Origin of the sequence: Microbacterium halophytorum, assembly GCF_002970975.1 — a bacterium.
In the GTDB taxonomy this organism is placed as follows: domain Bacteria; phylum Actinomycetota; class Actinomycetes; order Actinomycetales; family Microbacteriaceae; genus Microbacterium; species Microbacterium halophytorum.
On sequence record NZ_PNFA01000015.1, the window covers coordinates 12,446 to 27,962 of the forward strand.

Below are 15,517 nucleotides of genomic sequence, written 5' to 3' on the forward strand. Positions count from 1 at the left end.
ACATCGTTGCGCTACCGACGCGTGGCGCCGAAAACCCTACTGCCCCACACGCAGCGGCAGCGAGATCAGAGTGCGTGGGCGTCGACGGTGGTATCCGTAGTGCCGCTTCTTCTCATCGAGCTTCATGAGCAGGTACTTGATGGTCTCGGGCTCAAGGACGTCGATCCGGGGGAAATCGGGGAACCGATTGATCTCGGGAATCTTAAAGCTATCCTCAGTGATCGCCACGTCGAAACCCAGGTATTCCAACTGGGAGAAGCTCGCCGCCATCTTCAGCACCTGCTCTTTCACGAACTCCCAATGCGGAATCACGCCGTCGATGAGCACGCCAGTATCGGGATGACTCGGGGTCGCGACCACGCGGCCGTTGACGAGAGACTTGGCGTTGCCAAACTTACCGGTGGCGATGTCAACCTCGGCCAGCAGGCCTCCTGCCGCGGTGTTGTCGACGAACCCCGATGCAGCGGAGCCGACCCTGAGATAGGCGTTGCCCAACTGCGGCGTCACCGCATCCATCTTGAATACGGTCATGCGCAACGTGTTCACCGACTGCGGGTAGACCTCAGCGAGCACGGGATGCATCATGATGAATTCCGTGACCAAGTAGCGATTCGCCGGATCTCGCAGAATCGCCAGCACATCGTCTTCTGCGGCGATCTCGCCATTCAGCGTGTACTGTCCGCCTTCGAAAGCGAGGCGGAAGAAGCCATCGCCATGCGAGCCCTCGTCAGGCTTGAGCGCGAGCACCCCCTTCTCTCGTGCTAGGCGAAGCACATCCGTGAACTCCGCTGTATACCCTTCCGGGCAGTCCATCATCGGCACGAGATGGGTGCCGCTGCCCGACGGGCTCGTGACGTAGTAGTAAGCAGGAAGGAACTGGTTGAAGTCAGCCGCGACGTGCTTGATGCTGATCTTGTCTTCGAGCCAGTACTTGTACCGAGTGTTGATGTGGCGAAGCCACCGGTACTCGAAATCTGAGATGAAGTTGAGACGGTTCGCCGGCGTGATTCGGTACTGCGGGATGCGGTACGAAAGAAAACCGTTCTTGTACGCCCAGAACTTCGTCTTCACGGGAACTCCGTTCCGCTGAACGAAATCGCGTCGTATGTCGCCGAGCCAGCGCACGGACTGATAGGGCAGGAGCCCCTTCGGGTACAACGCCTCGGCGAACTGGCGTCGGATGATCAGTTTCGCATTGTGCAATCCTCGTGCCGTGCGTGCACTGAAGCCAGCAGACGTGCGGTGCTTCTCGCGGGCCTGCTCCTGCACGAACTCGCGGAGTTCAGCCGACACGGGGTAGACGGAGCTGAGAAGCGGCTTCTCTGCGATTTTCCGAATCTGCATCTCGCCGTCGCTGATCGCGATGGTGTACTGCATGCACCGCAACTGCGGCGCGAATCTCCCCATCTCCTTCAGGCTCTGAAGAATGATCGGCCAATTCTCGATCTCGCCGGCGACGGGTGCGTTCGACCCGGGGTACTCGTCGTAGACCTCGATCTTCGGCCCCACCGACCGGCGCGCCTCCGTGTACTGCCCCGTTTCCGGATCCACGCGCGCGAACAGCATCACGCGCTCAGCATCGTCGCCTTCGCCGAGCGTCACCGGCAGCTGCAGCAGGACCTCTACGGGCGTCGGGTTGTCACCGACCGCGTTCAGCATGGTCACACGAAGGTAGCGTGTCTGGCGCGCGGATACGCGGCGGGGTTCCGCGATCACCATGGAGCGGCGGCGCGAGTAGATCGCGAGAAGTTCGAAGAGCTCACCTGGAGTGCATGCGACACCGTTCACGAAGAATGTCTCCCCGTCGTGCGCCACCCGTGCCCGGGCCCTGCCGCTCCATTGCGCCGGCATCAGCACACACTCACCGCGCTGCTGCAGCACCTGCGCGAGTGCGTCAAGCGACGCGCCGGTTGCATTCGCCTCCTGCGAGATCGGCACCAGGTGGACGCCTCGATCTCGCCGATACACCTGGAAGTGTGTGGGAGCGAACAGGTGCTCGAAGGGATGAAACACCATCAGCGCCGAGACCCGGTCACGAATCCACTTCGCGTACTTCCCATTCAGCGGCTGGGCATACAGGTAGTCGCGGCGTGCCAGGAATGAAGCGCGATTGTCATCCTTGATCCCGAATCGCTCGACCGTACCTGCCTCGAAGCCCCAGGCATGCGCGCGGCGGATCTGCTGCGGTTCGAACGTGCCGTTCGCAACGTCTCCACGCCGCATCGCGTACCACTGCGCTGCGGCGGGGCCGGTGAAACCTGCAGACCGGAGATGGAAGATCCCGAGCCGCCTGCGCATGCGATCGACTTGGTGCAATACGCGCCGTCGCACGGACGCTGCGTCAGCGCGCTTGCGCCGGTCCTCCTGTGTACGTTTGCTGAGCTTGATCAGGAATCGCTGCGCACGTTGGCTGAACGGCCGACCATCGGGATAGATGGGTCGAGACGCGATGTCGACGACCTGGAAGTTGCGGTCTCGCCCCAGAGTCACGTCCACTGAGATGAACGTGAATCGCGAGTCTGGCCGACTAAGCACTTTCTCGATGCGTCGCACGATCGCACGATAATCGGGGATCTCGCGGCCCGTACCCGCGATCGCTCCGGTCCGCTCATCAACTCGAACACGGACGCTGAAACGCCCGTGCGCGAGTTCGGGTGTGAAAAAGGGCACCCGCCGGAAGTAGGCACCGCGTTGAACGAGGCTCTCCCGCCCGGAGTCCTCTGCACGACGGGTACGGTCTCCCGCCAAGAGTTCGGCGTCGAGCACACGAGCGTTCCCTGAGCGACGACCGACATAGAACCGCATCACGAGATCGTGCTCGGTCCTGTCAGGAAGGATCGAGGCGCGCTCCAAACCGGCGACCACGATGCAGCGCGTGCGCGAGGTGAGATCGTTGAGCGCGCTCACGAGCTCCGAGCGCGAAACGCCGCGATCGTTCAAGCTGATCGACGACCCGTCGTACGTCAGCTTGACTCCGATACCGCGATCCCACCTAAGCGGCACGATGCGGACATCTCCGCGCTGGCGTATGGCCTCGATGAGGCCATCGATGTTCGCGTCCAGGGCGTTGGGGAACTTCCGCAGGCGGACGATTGACACGCCTTCGCGGTTCTCTGCCGCCCGGGAGATCACACACAGTCCGTCGCCCAGAAGATCCGCGAAGGCCGGCGCGATGCGCCGTGCGACCACACGATTCGTCAGCCATTGACGTTGCTTGTTGATGGGGTGCAGCTCGTAGAAGTCGCGACGGCTGAAGGCCTGGTTCGCGTCAGCAGACTGCTCATGGCGCCACTTCTTCCGACGCACCGTCCTCACTTGCTCGCGTGCGACGAGACGGGCCACAGCCGGATCCAGGCCCTTGTGGACGTACGGTTGCGACAGCGCCGTGACGGTCGCTCGCTTGATCCGTGCAGTAATTCTTCGCACGCTTCCGCGTCCCCCCAGCCGATGGAATCCAGCTCCTCCGCATCGAACCGTGCGCAGGCAACCTCAGCATATTATCCCAGTGATCGATGGTTGAGAATCATCCCGCTGTGCTGTAGTGCGTGACGCTCTGGAGCGTCACGCCGCGCTCGAGGAGGATGATGGCCCGTTCGGCGAGGATCCGCGAATCAGTCCGGCACGACGTCCAGTTGCCGCGGACGCAGCCGGGTTCGCAGGATGGCCTCGGCCGGCGATCCCTTGTAACAGCGGATGACGAGTTTGCCGTTCCCAGCGAATGCGCCCGGTTCAATAGTGCGCACAGATCGCGGCAGAGTGATCGTGCGCAACGACGTGCAATTCCGGAACGCACCGACCTGGATCGTCGTCAGCCCTTCCGAGATCTCGACATCTATGAGCGAAGTGCACCCGTTGAATGCGCCGCGGTTGATCGTACGCAAACTCGCCGGCAATGTGACCGAGCGCAATGACGTGCACTGGTAGAAGGCGCGCGTCGCAATGCCGCGCACTGGTTCTTCGATGCGCACATCTTCAACGGCACTGCCCGCGAACGCGCGCTGCCCGATCAGCACGAGCCCTGCGCCGCCAGCCTCACCGCCCACGCTGACGGAGCTGCGCTCTGCCGCGGTCCCGTCGCGCAACTCCGTGCCGAGCGCGTCGATCACTCGGTATGCGATCCCATCTGATTCGCATGAACTGCTCCGCCAATATGACGGGTCGCCGTAGAGGAAATCCGTGCCGAAGATCGCGTCGATCGTGAGACCGAGCGCCGTTGGTGCGCCTGCCTTGAACGCCAGCACATCGTCGGGCCCCAGGCTCAGCTCGATGGCGTGTTGCAACTCGGCCCGAGCTTCGGTGTGGAACACCTGTCTGCCAGCATTCTCGAGCTCTTCCGCAACAAACTTCGACAGCGGCCCGAAGCAGTAGAACGCATCGATGTCATGGAACGTCGCGAGTTCCCGACCGACCTGCCGGTGAGTGGGTTCGGCATGCTCTCCGAGCCGGGGGATGTCCCCCACGACGTACGTGCGTTTCGCTCCGGCCGGGCGGCTGAGACTCGCGAGCGTCTCCGCAGTTCCTCGAATCGCAATCTCCGTCGCGTTGAAGCAGTCCACGAGCACTTTGTGCCCTCCGAGGAGGAGCAGGTTCTGGCGTGTTCCGGTCGTGCGGTACTTCGCCAGCCCCGCGGTGATCTTTGCGGGCTCCATGCCGAGCCAGCGTGCGATGGCGAACGCCGCGACGGCGTTGCCGACGTTGTGACGCCCCACCACGTGAATCTTCGCGGCCGTTCGCGCCCCCGTTGCCCGCTCCACGACCGTGAAGTGCACGGCACCGCCGTCTTCATGGAGGCCTTCTGCTGTGTAGTCGACGCCCGGCTCGTCGAGACCGTACGAAACGACTCGATGCTGATACGTGTGAACGCGCAGGATCGGGTCATCGAAGTTTACGAACATCACGCCGTCGTCACCGAGCCGGCGATCGATGCTGAGCTTGTCATACAGCACGTTGCGCTGTTCGCCGCCGTACTCACCGATGTGGCTCACGCCGATGTTCGTGATCAGACCGGCGTCGGGCGCAATCATTCGCGCGGCTTGATCGATGATTCCTGGTTCGACGGCGCCGGTCTCCTGCACGTACACCTCGTGCTCCTGGCGCAGCCGCTGCACGGTGTCCCCGACGCGACCGAACACGTTCGAGTTCCCTCGGCTCCAGTGCGTCGTGAACTGCTCGGATGTCACGAGTCGGATCATCTCGCGCGTCGTCGTCTTGCCGTTGCTGCCGGTGACCGCGATGGTCTTGACATCGTACTGATCTCGGATCGCACGCATGAGACGCACGTATGCCTCGCGTGGCCTGCGCTGAATCAGTGTCGGAACGGGTTCCCCCGTGCTGAGGTAACGCTGCTCGTCGTCGACGAAAGCGACGACGCCGTCCGCGACTGCGGCGTCGACTGCCTTACGCGGTTTACCGAAGTGCACCACGTTCGGGGCTGCCATGGACCATGCGGCGGCAGCCTTCGCGAACTCATGGTCCGCGATCGGCAACGCCGACTCCGGCAGACCGATGCCGAGGAACGCTGCAATGCGCCGCAACGTCAGGGGGAACAGCACGGGCGTTTGTTCGTCAATCAGCACCACCCGAACAAGCTTACGGGGGATGGCGCGGACTACACGTCGACCGGTTGTCGACCGATGTCAGACGATCTTCCCGAAGAGAGGGACGACGACCCGCTCCGTGAAGTTCGCGGCACCCGCCGCTTTGAACAGCACGGCATCACCTGGCCGCAGCGTGTCGCGGACGCGGGCGAGGAAATCCTCCAGGTTGCCCTCGTGCATCGTTGTGACGCCTGCTGCTCGCGCGGTCTCTGCGGCCAGCCGCATCCCGTCGCCGTGACACAACAAGATGTCGACCCCGAGCTCCGCGACTTTGACGCCGGCCTCGACGTGATTCTCGTGGAACTTGTCGCCTTGCTCCCCCATATCGCCCAACACGGCGATACGACGCGCATGCGGCACGATCTCCACACGGGACAGCATGTCGAGCGACACTCCGAGCGCCAGCAGATTCGAGTTGTACGTATCGACCAACAACTGGTATCCGCCGTGTTCGACGAGGTTCTGTCGCACGCTGTTCGCGCGGTACGTCGAAAGTGCGCCGATGATTCGGTGCGGGGGCACTCCCGCCTCGCGCGCCGCTAGGTAGGCCGCCAGCGCGTTGCTCACGTTGTGGACGCCCGAGACGCCGAGCCACGCGTCCAGCACGGTGTCGCCGTCAACGATCGTGAAGCTCGAGTGCGATTCCGAGAGCTCGACATCTCGCGCGTACACGTCGCACGCCGGATCATCGACGCCGTAACGCAGCGTGCGCACCGGGAATGTCAGTTCACGCAGGTACTCATTGTCGTTGTTCACGATCAGCACGCCGTCTGCGGGCATGCCGTTGACGATATCGGTGTTGCCTTCAATGACGTTCTCGAGAGTGCCCATTTGGTCGAGGTGCCCATCCGCAATGGACGTGATCACCGCGATCCGTGGCCTCAGCAGCTCCGACATCAATCCCGCAGCTTTAGGCGTGCCCTCGTGCACTTCCTGCACGAACGCCTCGTCAGTAGCTCGCAGCTTCTGGATCGAAGTATGAATCGTTGTGGCGGTGTTGCCGTTCCCACGTATGTGAAGTGTCTTCATGCCTGCACTCAGACACAGGCCGATGAGGTCTTTGGTCGTCGTCTTTCCCGCGGTACCTGTGACTGCGACGACGGTGGGATCGTAACGGTCGAGGATGTCTCGGCCGGCAGCCATGGCAGCCGCCCAAGGATCCTCCACGACAAGAGTCGGAATGCCAGCGATCGGCTCCGGCGCGATCGCGACTCGCGCGTTCACTTCCCGCGCAGTTTCCGGCGTGATCCTGTGCTGAATCTTCGCGCCCCGCGTGCGCGCGCCGAGGACGACAGCACAACCCTTTGCGATGTCTTCGAGCCGGGTCGCGATGCGGTTGAGCGGCTTGTCCGCACGACTGCCCAGCACGGCCTGATCTGCATCGGAGAACTCCACACCGAGCAGCTCGGCAAGTGTGTTCGGCGTGAAGTGAGGCTGGTAGTGGCTGAAGACCGTGACCCGGCGCTGCTCGTGGTGCGCAATGCCGTCGCCGAGAAGCTTCGTGATCTGACCTGCCACGGCGCCCGCGCGATCGTGCTCGCGAAATGCTCGGCTCCCAGCGGGGAGTGGTATCGCCGGTGTAGCTGCGCCTTCGTAGTACGGCAGTCGCAGCACTGGTATGAAGGCATCCTCGATGTCGACCGATCCGTCGACAGTCGGACGAAGTGTCAAGCGCAGGAGAACAGATGCGTAACCGGCCTCCCGAGATGCCCCCGACATGAGGGTGCCGAGCGACGTGGCGAGCGGAACCTCACGTTCGTCCTCCGTGCGGTAGCGCTCGTATTCCGAGACCGTGCCCGGCCGATTGCACGCAACGTAATCGACGCCGAGCTCCGCCATCGTCATCCCTGCGATGCGGCGCGCATCGATGTCGTGGGGCGCGGCCACGCCCTGGCAGTTGAGCATACCGATGATGACTCCAGCGCCGCGGGAGCGGACGGTCTCGACGTCCGCGGCGACGCGTTCAGGCGAATACTCGCTGAGCAGCGCGGCCGCCCCGTCCGACGTGATTCGAGCGTCACGATCACGGATGTCGAGGGTGTATGAGAGTACCGCGACCAGAATTCCGTTGACCTCGTACACAGGCGCACTCTCCCTGCCCAGCCCGGAGAGCACCACCCCTCGCGCTCGCGCCGCCGCCTCCGTGGCGAGGACACCAGCCACGCCGAGCGAAAGATTACGAGGGTGCGCCGCCGCGATGCAATCGATGCCTGCGTAGCGGATTGCTTCGAGATACTCAGACCGAGCATTCGCGTATCTCCCGGACTTCATGACGCCCTGTGCCAGTGCGAGCGACGGGTACTTGTCATCAACGACCGAGGTGAAGCTCGCGATCGAAAGATCGCTCGCATCGAACGTGCCCTTGATGTGCTTGAACGACGAGCGGAATTGGTACGCGTCACCGACTCGCGCATTATTCTCGAGCGCAAGATCGTAGTGCAGAGCACCACCGATCGTCACGACTGCTTGCCCCAGCGCGGTATCCACGCTCCTTCGCCACACACCGTCAGCGTCCTGGTGAAACTCCTCCGAGGCTGAGTGGTCACTATCCGGCTCGGTGTCTAGTCGAACAAAGGACGGCGAGTAAGTCGCGAATCGCTCAACGACGTCGCTGTCGCTCAGGCCAGCCATACTCTGGTTATCCATCAGTTCTCCTCCTCCGGCACGCAAGCCGGAACTCCATCCCCTGCTCCGTCCGTACCGCGCCGAGCGCGCCGCCGTGCGGTTGTCGCCGCTCTACTCGGCCGGGTTCATATCGGCGTTGTACTGCTCGAGCACCTCGGCGATGGGGCCGTCCATCACCAGACGGTGGTCGCGAATGTAGAGCCCCCGGGTGCAGAACCTCTGCAGGTCCTTCTCGTTGTGGCTCACGAAGAAGAGCGTACGGCCCTCAGCGAGCATCTCGTCGATGCGGGCGTAACACTTCTCCCGGAACCCCTTGTCGCCGACAGCCAGCACCTCGTCGACGAGGATGATCGGCTCGTCGAGGCGGGACACCACGGCGAACGCGAGGCGCACCTTCATGCCGCTGGAGAGGTGCCGGAACGGCGTGTTCTGGAACTTGTGCAGCTCTGCGAAGTCGATGATCTCGTCGTAGCGGGACGCGACCTCGGCCTTCGTCATGCCGTGCAGGCCGCCGGCGAGGCGCACGTTCTCCTTCACCGTGAGGTCGTTGGCGAAGCCGCCCGTGATCTCGATCAGCGGGGCGACGCCGCCATTGACCTGCACGTTCCCCTCATCCGGGATGAGCACGCTCGCGACGAGCTTCAGCAGCGTCGATTTGCCCTGGCCGTTCCGCCCGACTACGCCGATCGCCTCGCCGGGGCGCACGTCGAACGAGACGTCGCGCAGCGCCCAGAACTGGTCCTTGGGCGTGCGCCGGTTCGAGCTGGCGAACATCGACAGGATGCTGCTGCGCTGCCTCTTGCTGCGGCGGAAGCGGATGCCCAGGCCGGAGACTTCGATGGCATTGCGCGCGTCGCGGGTCATCACAGCTCCTTCAGGATGGGGCGCTCGAGCGCACGCATTACGCGCATGCCGATGAGGAACAGGGCGACGGCGATGACGGCGGCCGAGATCACGGGGCCCGCGACCAGCTGTTCGGGGAAGAAACCCGCGCGATACAGCGCGAAGAGACCCGCGAGCGGGTTCGCGTATTCGAGCCAGCCGAAGCCGTCGGGCAGATCGCCGATGCCGTAGATGATCGGGCTGGCGTAGAACAGGGCGCGCAGCACGAGCTTCGCGGTCCGCTCGAGGTCGCGGAAGAGCACGCACAGTGGCGCGATGATGAGGCCGAGGCCGAGGAGCAGGAGCGCCTGCAGCGCGACCGCAACGGGGATCCAGAGCACGCCCCACCCGATGCTCACGACGCCCCACCCCTGCGTGATTCCGGCCACGACGATGAAGATGAGCAGCACCGGGAGCGAGAGCAGGAATTCGACGCCCTTCGAGAGCACCGTGCGGGCCACCCAGATGGAACGAGGGATGGCCGTGGAGCGCACGAGCTTCGCATCGATCTGGAACGCACGGGTGAAGTCGCTGATGGACGTGTTGAACCAGACCCACGGCAGGAGCGCCGAGATAAGGAACAGGATGTAGGGCTCCTGCCCGACGCCGCGCTGGAAGACCTGCGTGAACACGAACCAGTAGATCGCGCTCATGACGAGCGGGTCGAGCACGCTCCACAGGTAGCCCAACCAGCTCGTCGAGTAGCGCACCTTGAGGTCTCGGGCCGACACGAGCCAGAGCGATCGCAGATATTCGCGCACCCCGTGCGCGCCTGATCGTGCTCGTACCGTCACGCGTAGATCCTACTGATGCGCATGGTCGGCGGACGCCGCGCCGCGCGGGCGCTCACGCCAGCGGGCCGCACTGCTCGATGCGGTACAGGCGCGAATCGTCGTCGTCGGCGACGAGCGTGAACAGGCCGGCGTCTACCGCCGCGCGGATCCCGGAGAAGACGCTGCCCTGCGGGTCGCCGCCGGCGAACTGGTGCGGGTTGTAGAGCACATAGCGCACGCGCAGCGCGTCGAGCGCCTCGCAGACCTCCGGCTCCTCGCCGATCATCGGGAGCCGCTGCGCAAGGGTCAGCCGTGCTTCGTCCCACTCCCCCGCGACATCCGGGAACACCGGCTCGCGCCCTGCATACACCCCCGTGAGCGCCGACCCGTCCCACGGGTCGCCGAGCACGCGCTGCCCGGCCGGCACCCGGCTGCGCACGTCGCCCTGCATGAATTGGATCTGCGCCGCGGACACCACGGCGAACTCGCTGTCAGCCGCCGGGAGTCGGAACACGGAACCCGCTGACTCGCTCACACCGCTCTCGGCGAGAGTTCCCGTCGAGGCGACCGCGATGACGAACGACAGCGCAATCGCGGCGGCCGCGCTGATGGCGCGGCGCTTGGGGAAGATCACCCGGCCCAGCGTGACGACACCCACCGCAGCGAGCGGGACGGCGAGCAGCGGGAGCGCCGCGGCGACGAGGAAGGGGTCGTCGCTCCACGGGCCCGTCAGCGTGCGCGCGACAACGCCGTAACTGCCGGCGGCGAGCACGTAGAGCGCTGCGAAGAGAACGTACGACGCCACGAACCAGCGATTCGAAGGGCGGCGCAGCGCCATGAAGACCCCGCCGATCACGGCCAGCGCCAGCAGCGGGGCGACGATCGTGACGATGCCGGTCACGCCCAGCAGCGACTGCGTCATGAGCACCTGCGTCAGGCTCTCGAACGCCGTCTGGTTGACGCGCATCGACGGGTAATCGAGCTGTGCAGTGGGTTCGATCGCCTCGTGGCCGTACCAGAGGCCGAACGAGACGAGGACGAGACCTGAAGCCGCAGCGACCATTGCTGCGATCCGCGCGTGCCGCTGCCGCTCGGGGCCCTGGTCGCGGGCGTTGCGCACGACGACGATCAGCCGCCACACCGCGAAGGGTGCGACGACTACGAAAAGCGATGCGAGCGCCTTCGGCTCGGCGGCGACGATCGCGCCTCCCGCGAGAGCCGCTCCGACCGCTGCCGCGGTCCAGCGCATGGGGCGGGACCGGCGACCCCTGTCCCCGAGCACGGCGCGCGTGGCGAGCACCGCGAGAGCCGCCGCCGCCGGCATCAGCGCATAGGCGAACGTCGCCGAATAGTGCGTGCCCCAGGTGAGGAGCGCATAGGGGAACCAGCCGAACGACACGCCGAGGGGCATCGCAACGACGGCTGCCGACCACGTCGGGACGAGCGTGCGGGTGAACCAGCAGATGCCCGGCAGCCAGACCGCCGCGACGAGCGCGACCCACAGCACGTTGAACGCCGCGGCGATGGGCAGGCCCGTGGTCTGCACGACGAGGGCGGCGAACGACTGCCAGGCCGACGACTCGTAGACGAAGGCCCCGGCCGTGCTGTGCAGCTCGCCGAGCGCGAACGGCGATGCGGAGTGCCCGTCGAGGACGGCGCTCGTCGACGACAGCTGGAAGATCGCCTCGCGCGTCTGCGAGATGCGGTCGGGGGTGGGCACCCGGAAGAACGTGACGGTCGCGGCCGCGAGCACCGACAGCATCCAGAGGCCGATGGTGAGCAGCAGCCGCCTGTCGGGGCGCGGCTCGAGCCGGGGCATCGCCGGGCGCACGGCAAGGGCGAGCGCGAGGCCGATCGCCGTGACCGCCCCGACCTGCCACCACGCGAACGACAGGCCGAACGCACCGAACAGCGTCGCAGCGCCCACGACGAGGCACACCCCGACGAGCCCCGAGATCGCGGCCCGTGCGAGGGCCCCGAGGCGGAACGGCGCCGTCACGATCAGCCCAGGCCCGACCAGCCAGGCGATCGCGGCCAGGAGCGAGGGGAATGCGTCGCCCCAGGTCATCGTTGCCCTCCGGTCCGTCTCGGTGCACGGGGCCGCGGCCCCTCAGCCGAGGGGCCGCGGCGTGCGTCAGCCTTCGAGCTGGTTATGCCACATCGACAGCGCGGAACCGATCGCCATGTGCATGTCGAGGTACTGGTAGGTGCCGAGCCGGCCGCCGAAGAACACGTCCCGCTCGCCCTTGGCGAGCTCGCGGTACTTCAGCAGGCGGGCGCGGTCGTCGTCCGTGTTCACGGGGTAGTACGGCTCGTCGCCGTGCTCCGCGAAGCGCGAGAACTCGCGCATGATCACGGTCTTGTCCGTCGGGTACCGGTCGCTGCGCTCGGGGTGGAAGTGCTTGAACTCGTGGATGCGCGTGTACGGATAGGACGCGTCCGGGTAGTTCATCACGGGCGTGCCCTGGAAGTCGCCGACGTTCAGCACCTCCTGCTCGAAGTCGAGCGTACGCCAGCTGAGCGCGCCCTCGGCGTCGTCGAAGTAGCGATCGACGGGGCCCGTGTACACGATCGGCACCTGACCGACCGTCGCGGCCTTGTGGAAGGGCTGCGACGCGTCGAAGAAGTCGGTGTCGAGGCGCACGTCGATGTTGGGGTGGTCGGCCATCCGCTCGAGCCACGCCGTGTAGCCGTCGGTCGGGAGGCCCTCGTACGTGTCGTTGAAGTAGCGGTTGTCGTAGTTGTACCGCACGGGCAGCCGGCTCACGATGTCGCCCGAGAGCTTCTTGGGGTCGGTCTGCCACTGCTTCGCCGTGTAGTCGCGGAAGAACGCTTCGAACAGCGGGCGGCCGACGAGGGCGATGCCCTTCTCCTCGAAGTTCTGCGCCGTGGCGACGTCGAACTCGCCCGCCTGCTCCTTCACGAGCGCCCTGGCCTCATCGGGCGTGTACGCGGCGCGGAAGAACTGGTTGATCGTGCCGAGGTTGACCGGCAGCGGGTACACGATGCCGTCGTGGTGCGTGTAGACGCGGTGCTGGTAGTTCGTGAAGGTCGTGAAGCGGTTCACGTACTCCCACACCCGCTCGTTCGAGGTGTGGAACAGGTGAGCGCCGTAGCGGTGCACTTCGATGCCGGTCTCGGCTTCCGCCTCGCTGTAGGCGTTGCCGCCGATGTGGTTGCGGCGGTCGATGACGGTGACCCGACGACCGGATGCGGCGGCGCGCTCAGCGATCGTGAGACCGAAGAACCCGGAGCCGACGACGAGAAGATCAGTTTCCATGTCGCAATTGTTCCATCCCGATCGGCGTCTACCCTCCATGTACACGGAGTGCGCGCCCATATCGCGGTGGAGGCCCGCGACCCGGCGTGTCGAGCGGCTCAGCGCCCCGTGAGCAGGTCGTCGAAGTCGACGTCGTCGCCGTCGCTGAAGCCCGCGAGCGGAATGCGTCCGGTATTGGGGCCCTTGACCTGCTCGGGGATCTCGCTGGGGTCCGGGAGCCGGCGTGCGGGCTTCGGTTCGGCGGCGCCGCTGCGCGCCGCACGGCGCAGGCGACGCAGGTCGCTGCGCAGCAAACCCCCTTCGCCAGGATCGATCGCCGTCTCGGCCGGCGCGGGTCGGCGCGCCGCGGCCGACAGCGCCTCGCCCGACGAGGTGATCGGGGCCGTCAGCGCCGTGCCCGGCAGCGGCTGGCTCGGCTCGGCGACCGGGTCGGCCTGCGGGGCTGGCGCTGGCACCTCGGGCGTCGCCGGTGCCGGGGGCCGCGGCGCGGGCACCGGTGCCGTCGGCTCCGCGGGCACCCGCTCGGCCGGTGCCGCCTCGGGTGCACCTTGCGCCGCCTCGGCGTGCTCCGCCTCTGCCGGCTTCGGCTCCGGCGCCTTCTCCTGCGGCTGAGGCGCAGGCTTCGCGGCGGGCGTCGCCGGCTTCTTGGTCGCCGTCGGGGTGCCGTCGCCGAGCTCCGCGATCGCCTCGTCGATCGGGCCGTCGAACGCGACCTCGTGGTCGCGGATGACGATGCCGCGCGAGCAGAGCTTCTTCACGACGTTCTTGTTGTGGCTGACGATCATCATCGTCACGCCGCGCTGCACGAGCTCGTGCAGCTTCTCGTTGCACTTCCGTCGGAACGGCGCGTCACCGACGGAGAGGATCTCGTCGACCAGGAGAACGTCTGCGTCGACGTGGATCGCGACCGAGAACGCCAGGCGCATGAACATGCCCGACGAGTAGTGCTTGACCTCCTGATCGATGAAGTCGCCGATCTCGCTGAAGGCGACGATGTCGTCGTAGCGCGCGTCCGTCTCCTCCTTCGACATGCCGAGGATCGCCGCGTTCAGGTATACGTTGTCGCGCCCCGTCAGCTCGGGATGGAAGCCGGCGCCGACCTCGATCAGGCCGGCGACCCGGCCGCGCGTGAACACGCGCCCCTCGTCCGGCTCGAGCACGCCGGAGACCATCTTCAGCGTCGTCGACTTGCCGGAGCCGTTCATGCCCATCACCGCGACCGACTCGCCCTCGCCGATCTGGAAGCTCACGTCGTCGAGAGCCGTGTACATCTCGGAGCGCACCTTGGTGCCCTTGAAGGCGCCGACCACGGCGTCCTTCATCGAGCGCGCGTTCCGCTTGCGGAAGCGCTTCGTGACGTGGTCGATGATGATCGACGGCTTCGTCTCGGTCGTCTGCACTATGGGTTTCGACATCACACGTCCTGAGCGAAGGTCCGCTCGAAGCGGCGGAAGGTGAGCTGGCCGAGGAAGATCAGGGCGACGCCGATGGCGAGCGCCACTCCGATGTAGATGCCGAAGTGGGGCGGGAAGCCCGTCCAGCCCCCGGGGTGCGCCGCGTCCTCCGGAGAGACCGTGGGTGCCCAGAAGCCGTAGTGCAGCAGTTCGACCGCGACCGTCAGCGGGTTGCAGAGATAGATGTACAGGAGCGTGTCGCCGAGCGTGTCCTGGATCATCTGCCACGGGTAGAGGACGGGCGAGAGCCAGAGCGAGACCTGCTGGATGACGTCGGCGAAGTTGCCCGCGTCGCGGTACCGCACGTTGATGCCCGCAAACAGGATGCCCATGCCGAGCGCGACGAGCGCGATCAGCAGCAGGCCCAGGAGAGCCGCACCGATGTGCCAGGCGCCGGGAGCCCACCCGTAGAAGATCGCGACGATCACGAGGATCGCCACCTGCGGCAGGAAGTGGACGAACGCGTCGATCACGGCAGCGACGGGGAACAGCTCGCGCGGCAGATAGATCTTCTTCACGAGCGATTTGTTCGCGACGACCGATCCGGTGGCCTTGCTGAAGGCGTCGTTGAAGAACGTGATCGCGGAGAACCCCGCGAACATGTACAGGGGGAAGTTGTCGACGCCGCGGTTGACCCCGAGGACGACGCCGAGGATGAGCCAGTACACCATGAACCGGATGAGCGGCCGCACGTACGACCATGTCCATCCGAGCACCGAGTTGCGGTAGCGGGTCGACGTCGTCTTGCGCACCAGCAGCTTCAGCAGGTAGCGCCGACGGAAGACATCGATGAGTCCGCGACCCCGACCGGGGACGTTGAACTCCTTGAGATCGACTGTGCTCACTCGGCCGTGCCCCGAATCTTCCTCTGCTTATCGGACTTCCGCGATCGTAGCGCCGCCCGCC

Annotated in this window: 9 protein-coding genes; all 9 read right to left on the minus strand. The window is 65.7% G+C overall.

Annotated elements, in window-relative coordinates:
• Positions 1 to 36: 36 nt before the first annotated feature.
• The 9 genes from C0010_RS13195 to C0010_RS13235 all read right to left on the minus strand — a co-directional run bounded on the left by C0010_RS13195 (position 37) and on the right by C0010_RS13235 (position 15,456).
• On the minus strand, positions 37 to 3,342 hold the full coding sequence (locus C0010_RS13195) for a sugar-transfer associated ATP-grasp domain-containing protein (protein WP_105567562.1): 3,306 nt from the start codon (positions 3,340 to 3,342) through the stop codon (positions 37 to 39).
• Between the two features lie 269 nt (positions 3,343 to 3,611).
• The gene (locus C0010_RS13200) at positions 3,612 to 5,579 is read right to left on the minus strand and encodes a Mur ligase family protein (RefSeq protein ID WP_158685517.1); all 1,968 of its coding nucleotides are present in this window, start codon (positions 5,577 to 5,579) and stop codon (positions 3,612 to 3,614) included.
• A gap of 57 nt (positions 5,580 to 5,636) precedes the next feature.
• Positions 5,637 to 8,243: a Mur ligase family protein gene (locus C0010_RS13205; RefSeq protein ID WP_105567564.1), complete on the minus strand. Its 2,607-nt coding sequence runs from the start codon at positions 8,241 to 8,243 to the stop codon at positions 5,637 to 5,639.
• A gap of 90 nt (positions 8,244 to 8,333) precedes the next feature.
• Positions 8,334 to 9,086: an ABC transporter ATP-binding protein gene (locus C0010_RS13210; protein WP_105567565.1), complete on the minus strand. Its 753-nt coding sequence runs from the start codon at positions 9,084 to 9,086 to the stop codon at positions 8,334 to 8,336.
• Complete coding sequence (locus C0010_RS13215; protein WP_105567566.1) at positions 9,086 to 9,898, minus strand: ABC transporter permease; 813 nt, start codon at positions 9,896 to 9,898, stop codon at positions 9,086 to 9,088. The genes C0010_RS13210 and C0010_RS13215 overlap by 1 nt, the downstream gene beginning before the upstream one ends.
• A 52-nt stretch (positions 9,899 to 9,950) precedes the next feature.
• The gene (locus C0010_RS13220) at positions 9,951 to 11,945 is read right to left on the minus strand and encodes a DUF6541 family protein (protein ID WP_105567567.1); all 1,995 of its coding nucleotides are present in this window, start codon (positions 11,943 to 11,945) and stop codon (positions 9,951 to 9,953) included.
• Between the two features lie 66 nt (positions 11,946 to 12,011).
• Positions 12,012 to 13,157: a UDP-galactopyranose mutase gene (glf, locus tag C0010_RS13225; RefSeq protein WP_105567568.1), complete on the minus strand. Its 1,146-nt coding sequence runs from the start codon at positions 13,155 to 13,157 to the stop codon at positions 12,012 to 12,014.
• Positions 13,158 to 13,255: 98 nt separating this feature from the next.
• Positions 13,256 to 14,572, minus strand: a complete 1,317-nt coding sequence (locus C0010_RS13230) for an ABC transporter ATP-binding protein (RefSeq protein WP_105567569.1) — start codon at positions 14,570 to 14,572, stop codon at positions 13,256 to 13,258.
• Positions 14,572 to 15,456, minus strand: coding sequence for an ABC transporter permease (locus C0010_RS13235; RefSeq protein ID WP_105567570.1), 885 nt, complete (start codon positions 15,454 to 15,456; stop codon positions 14,572 to 14,574). Before C0010_RS13235 ends, C0010_RS13230 begins: the two co-directional genes overlap by 1 nt.
• Positions 15,457 to 15,517 lie beyond the last annotated feature (61 nt).

Excerpts from the sequence above, each read along its gene's own strand:
- C0010_RS13205 (WP_105567564.1), bottom strand. The coding sequence starts at position 8,243 with ATGGATAACCAGAGTATGGCTGGCCTGAGCGACAGCGACGTCGTTGAG.
- C0010_RS13230 (WP_105567569.1), bottom strand. The coding sequence starts at position 14,572 with ATGTCGAAACCCATAGTGCAGACGACCGAGACGAAGCCGTCGATCATC.
- C0010_RS13210 (WP_105567565.1), bottom strand. The coding sequence starts at position 9,086 with ATGACCCGCGACGCGCGCAATGCCATCGAAGTCTCCGGCCTGGGCATC.
- C0010_RS13220 (WP_105567567.1), bottom strand. The coding sequence starts at position 11,945 with ATGACCTGGGGCGACGCATTCCCCTCGCTCCTGGCCGCGATCGCCTGG.
- glf (WP_105567568.1), bottom strand. The coding sequence starts at position 13,157 with ATGGAAACTGATCTTCTCGTCGTCGGCTCCGGGTTCTTCGGTCTCACG.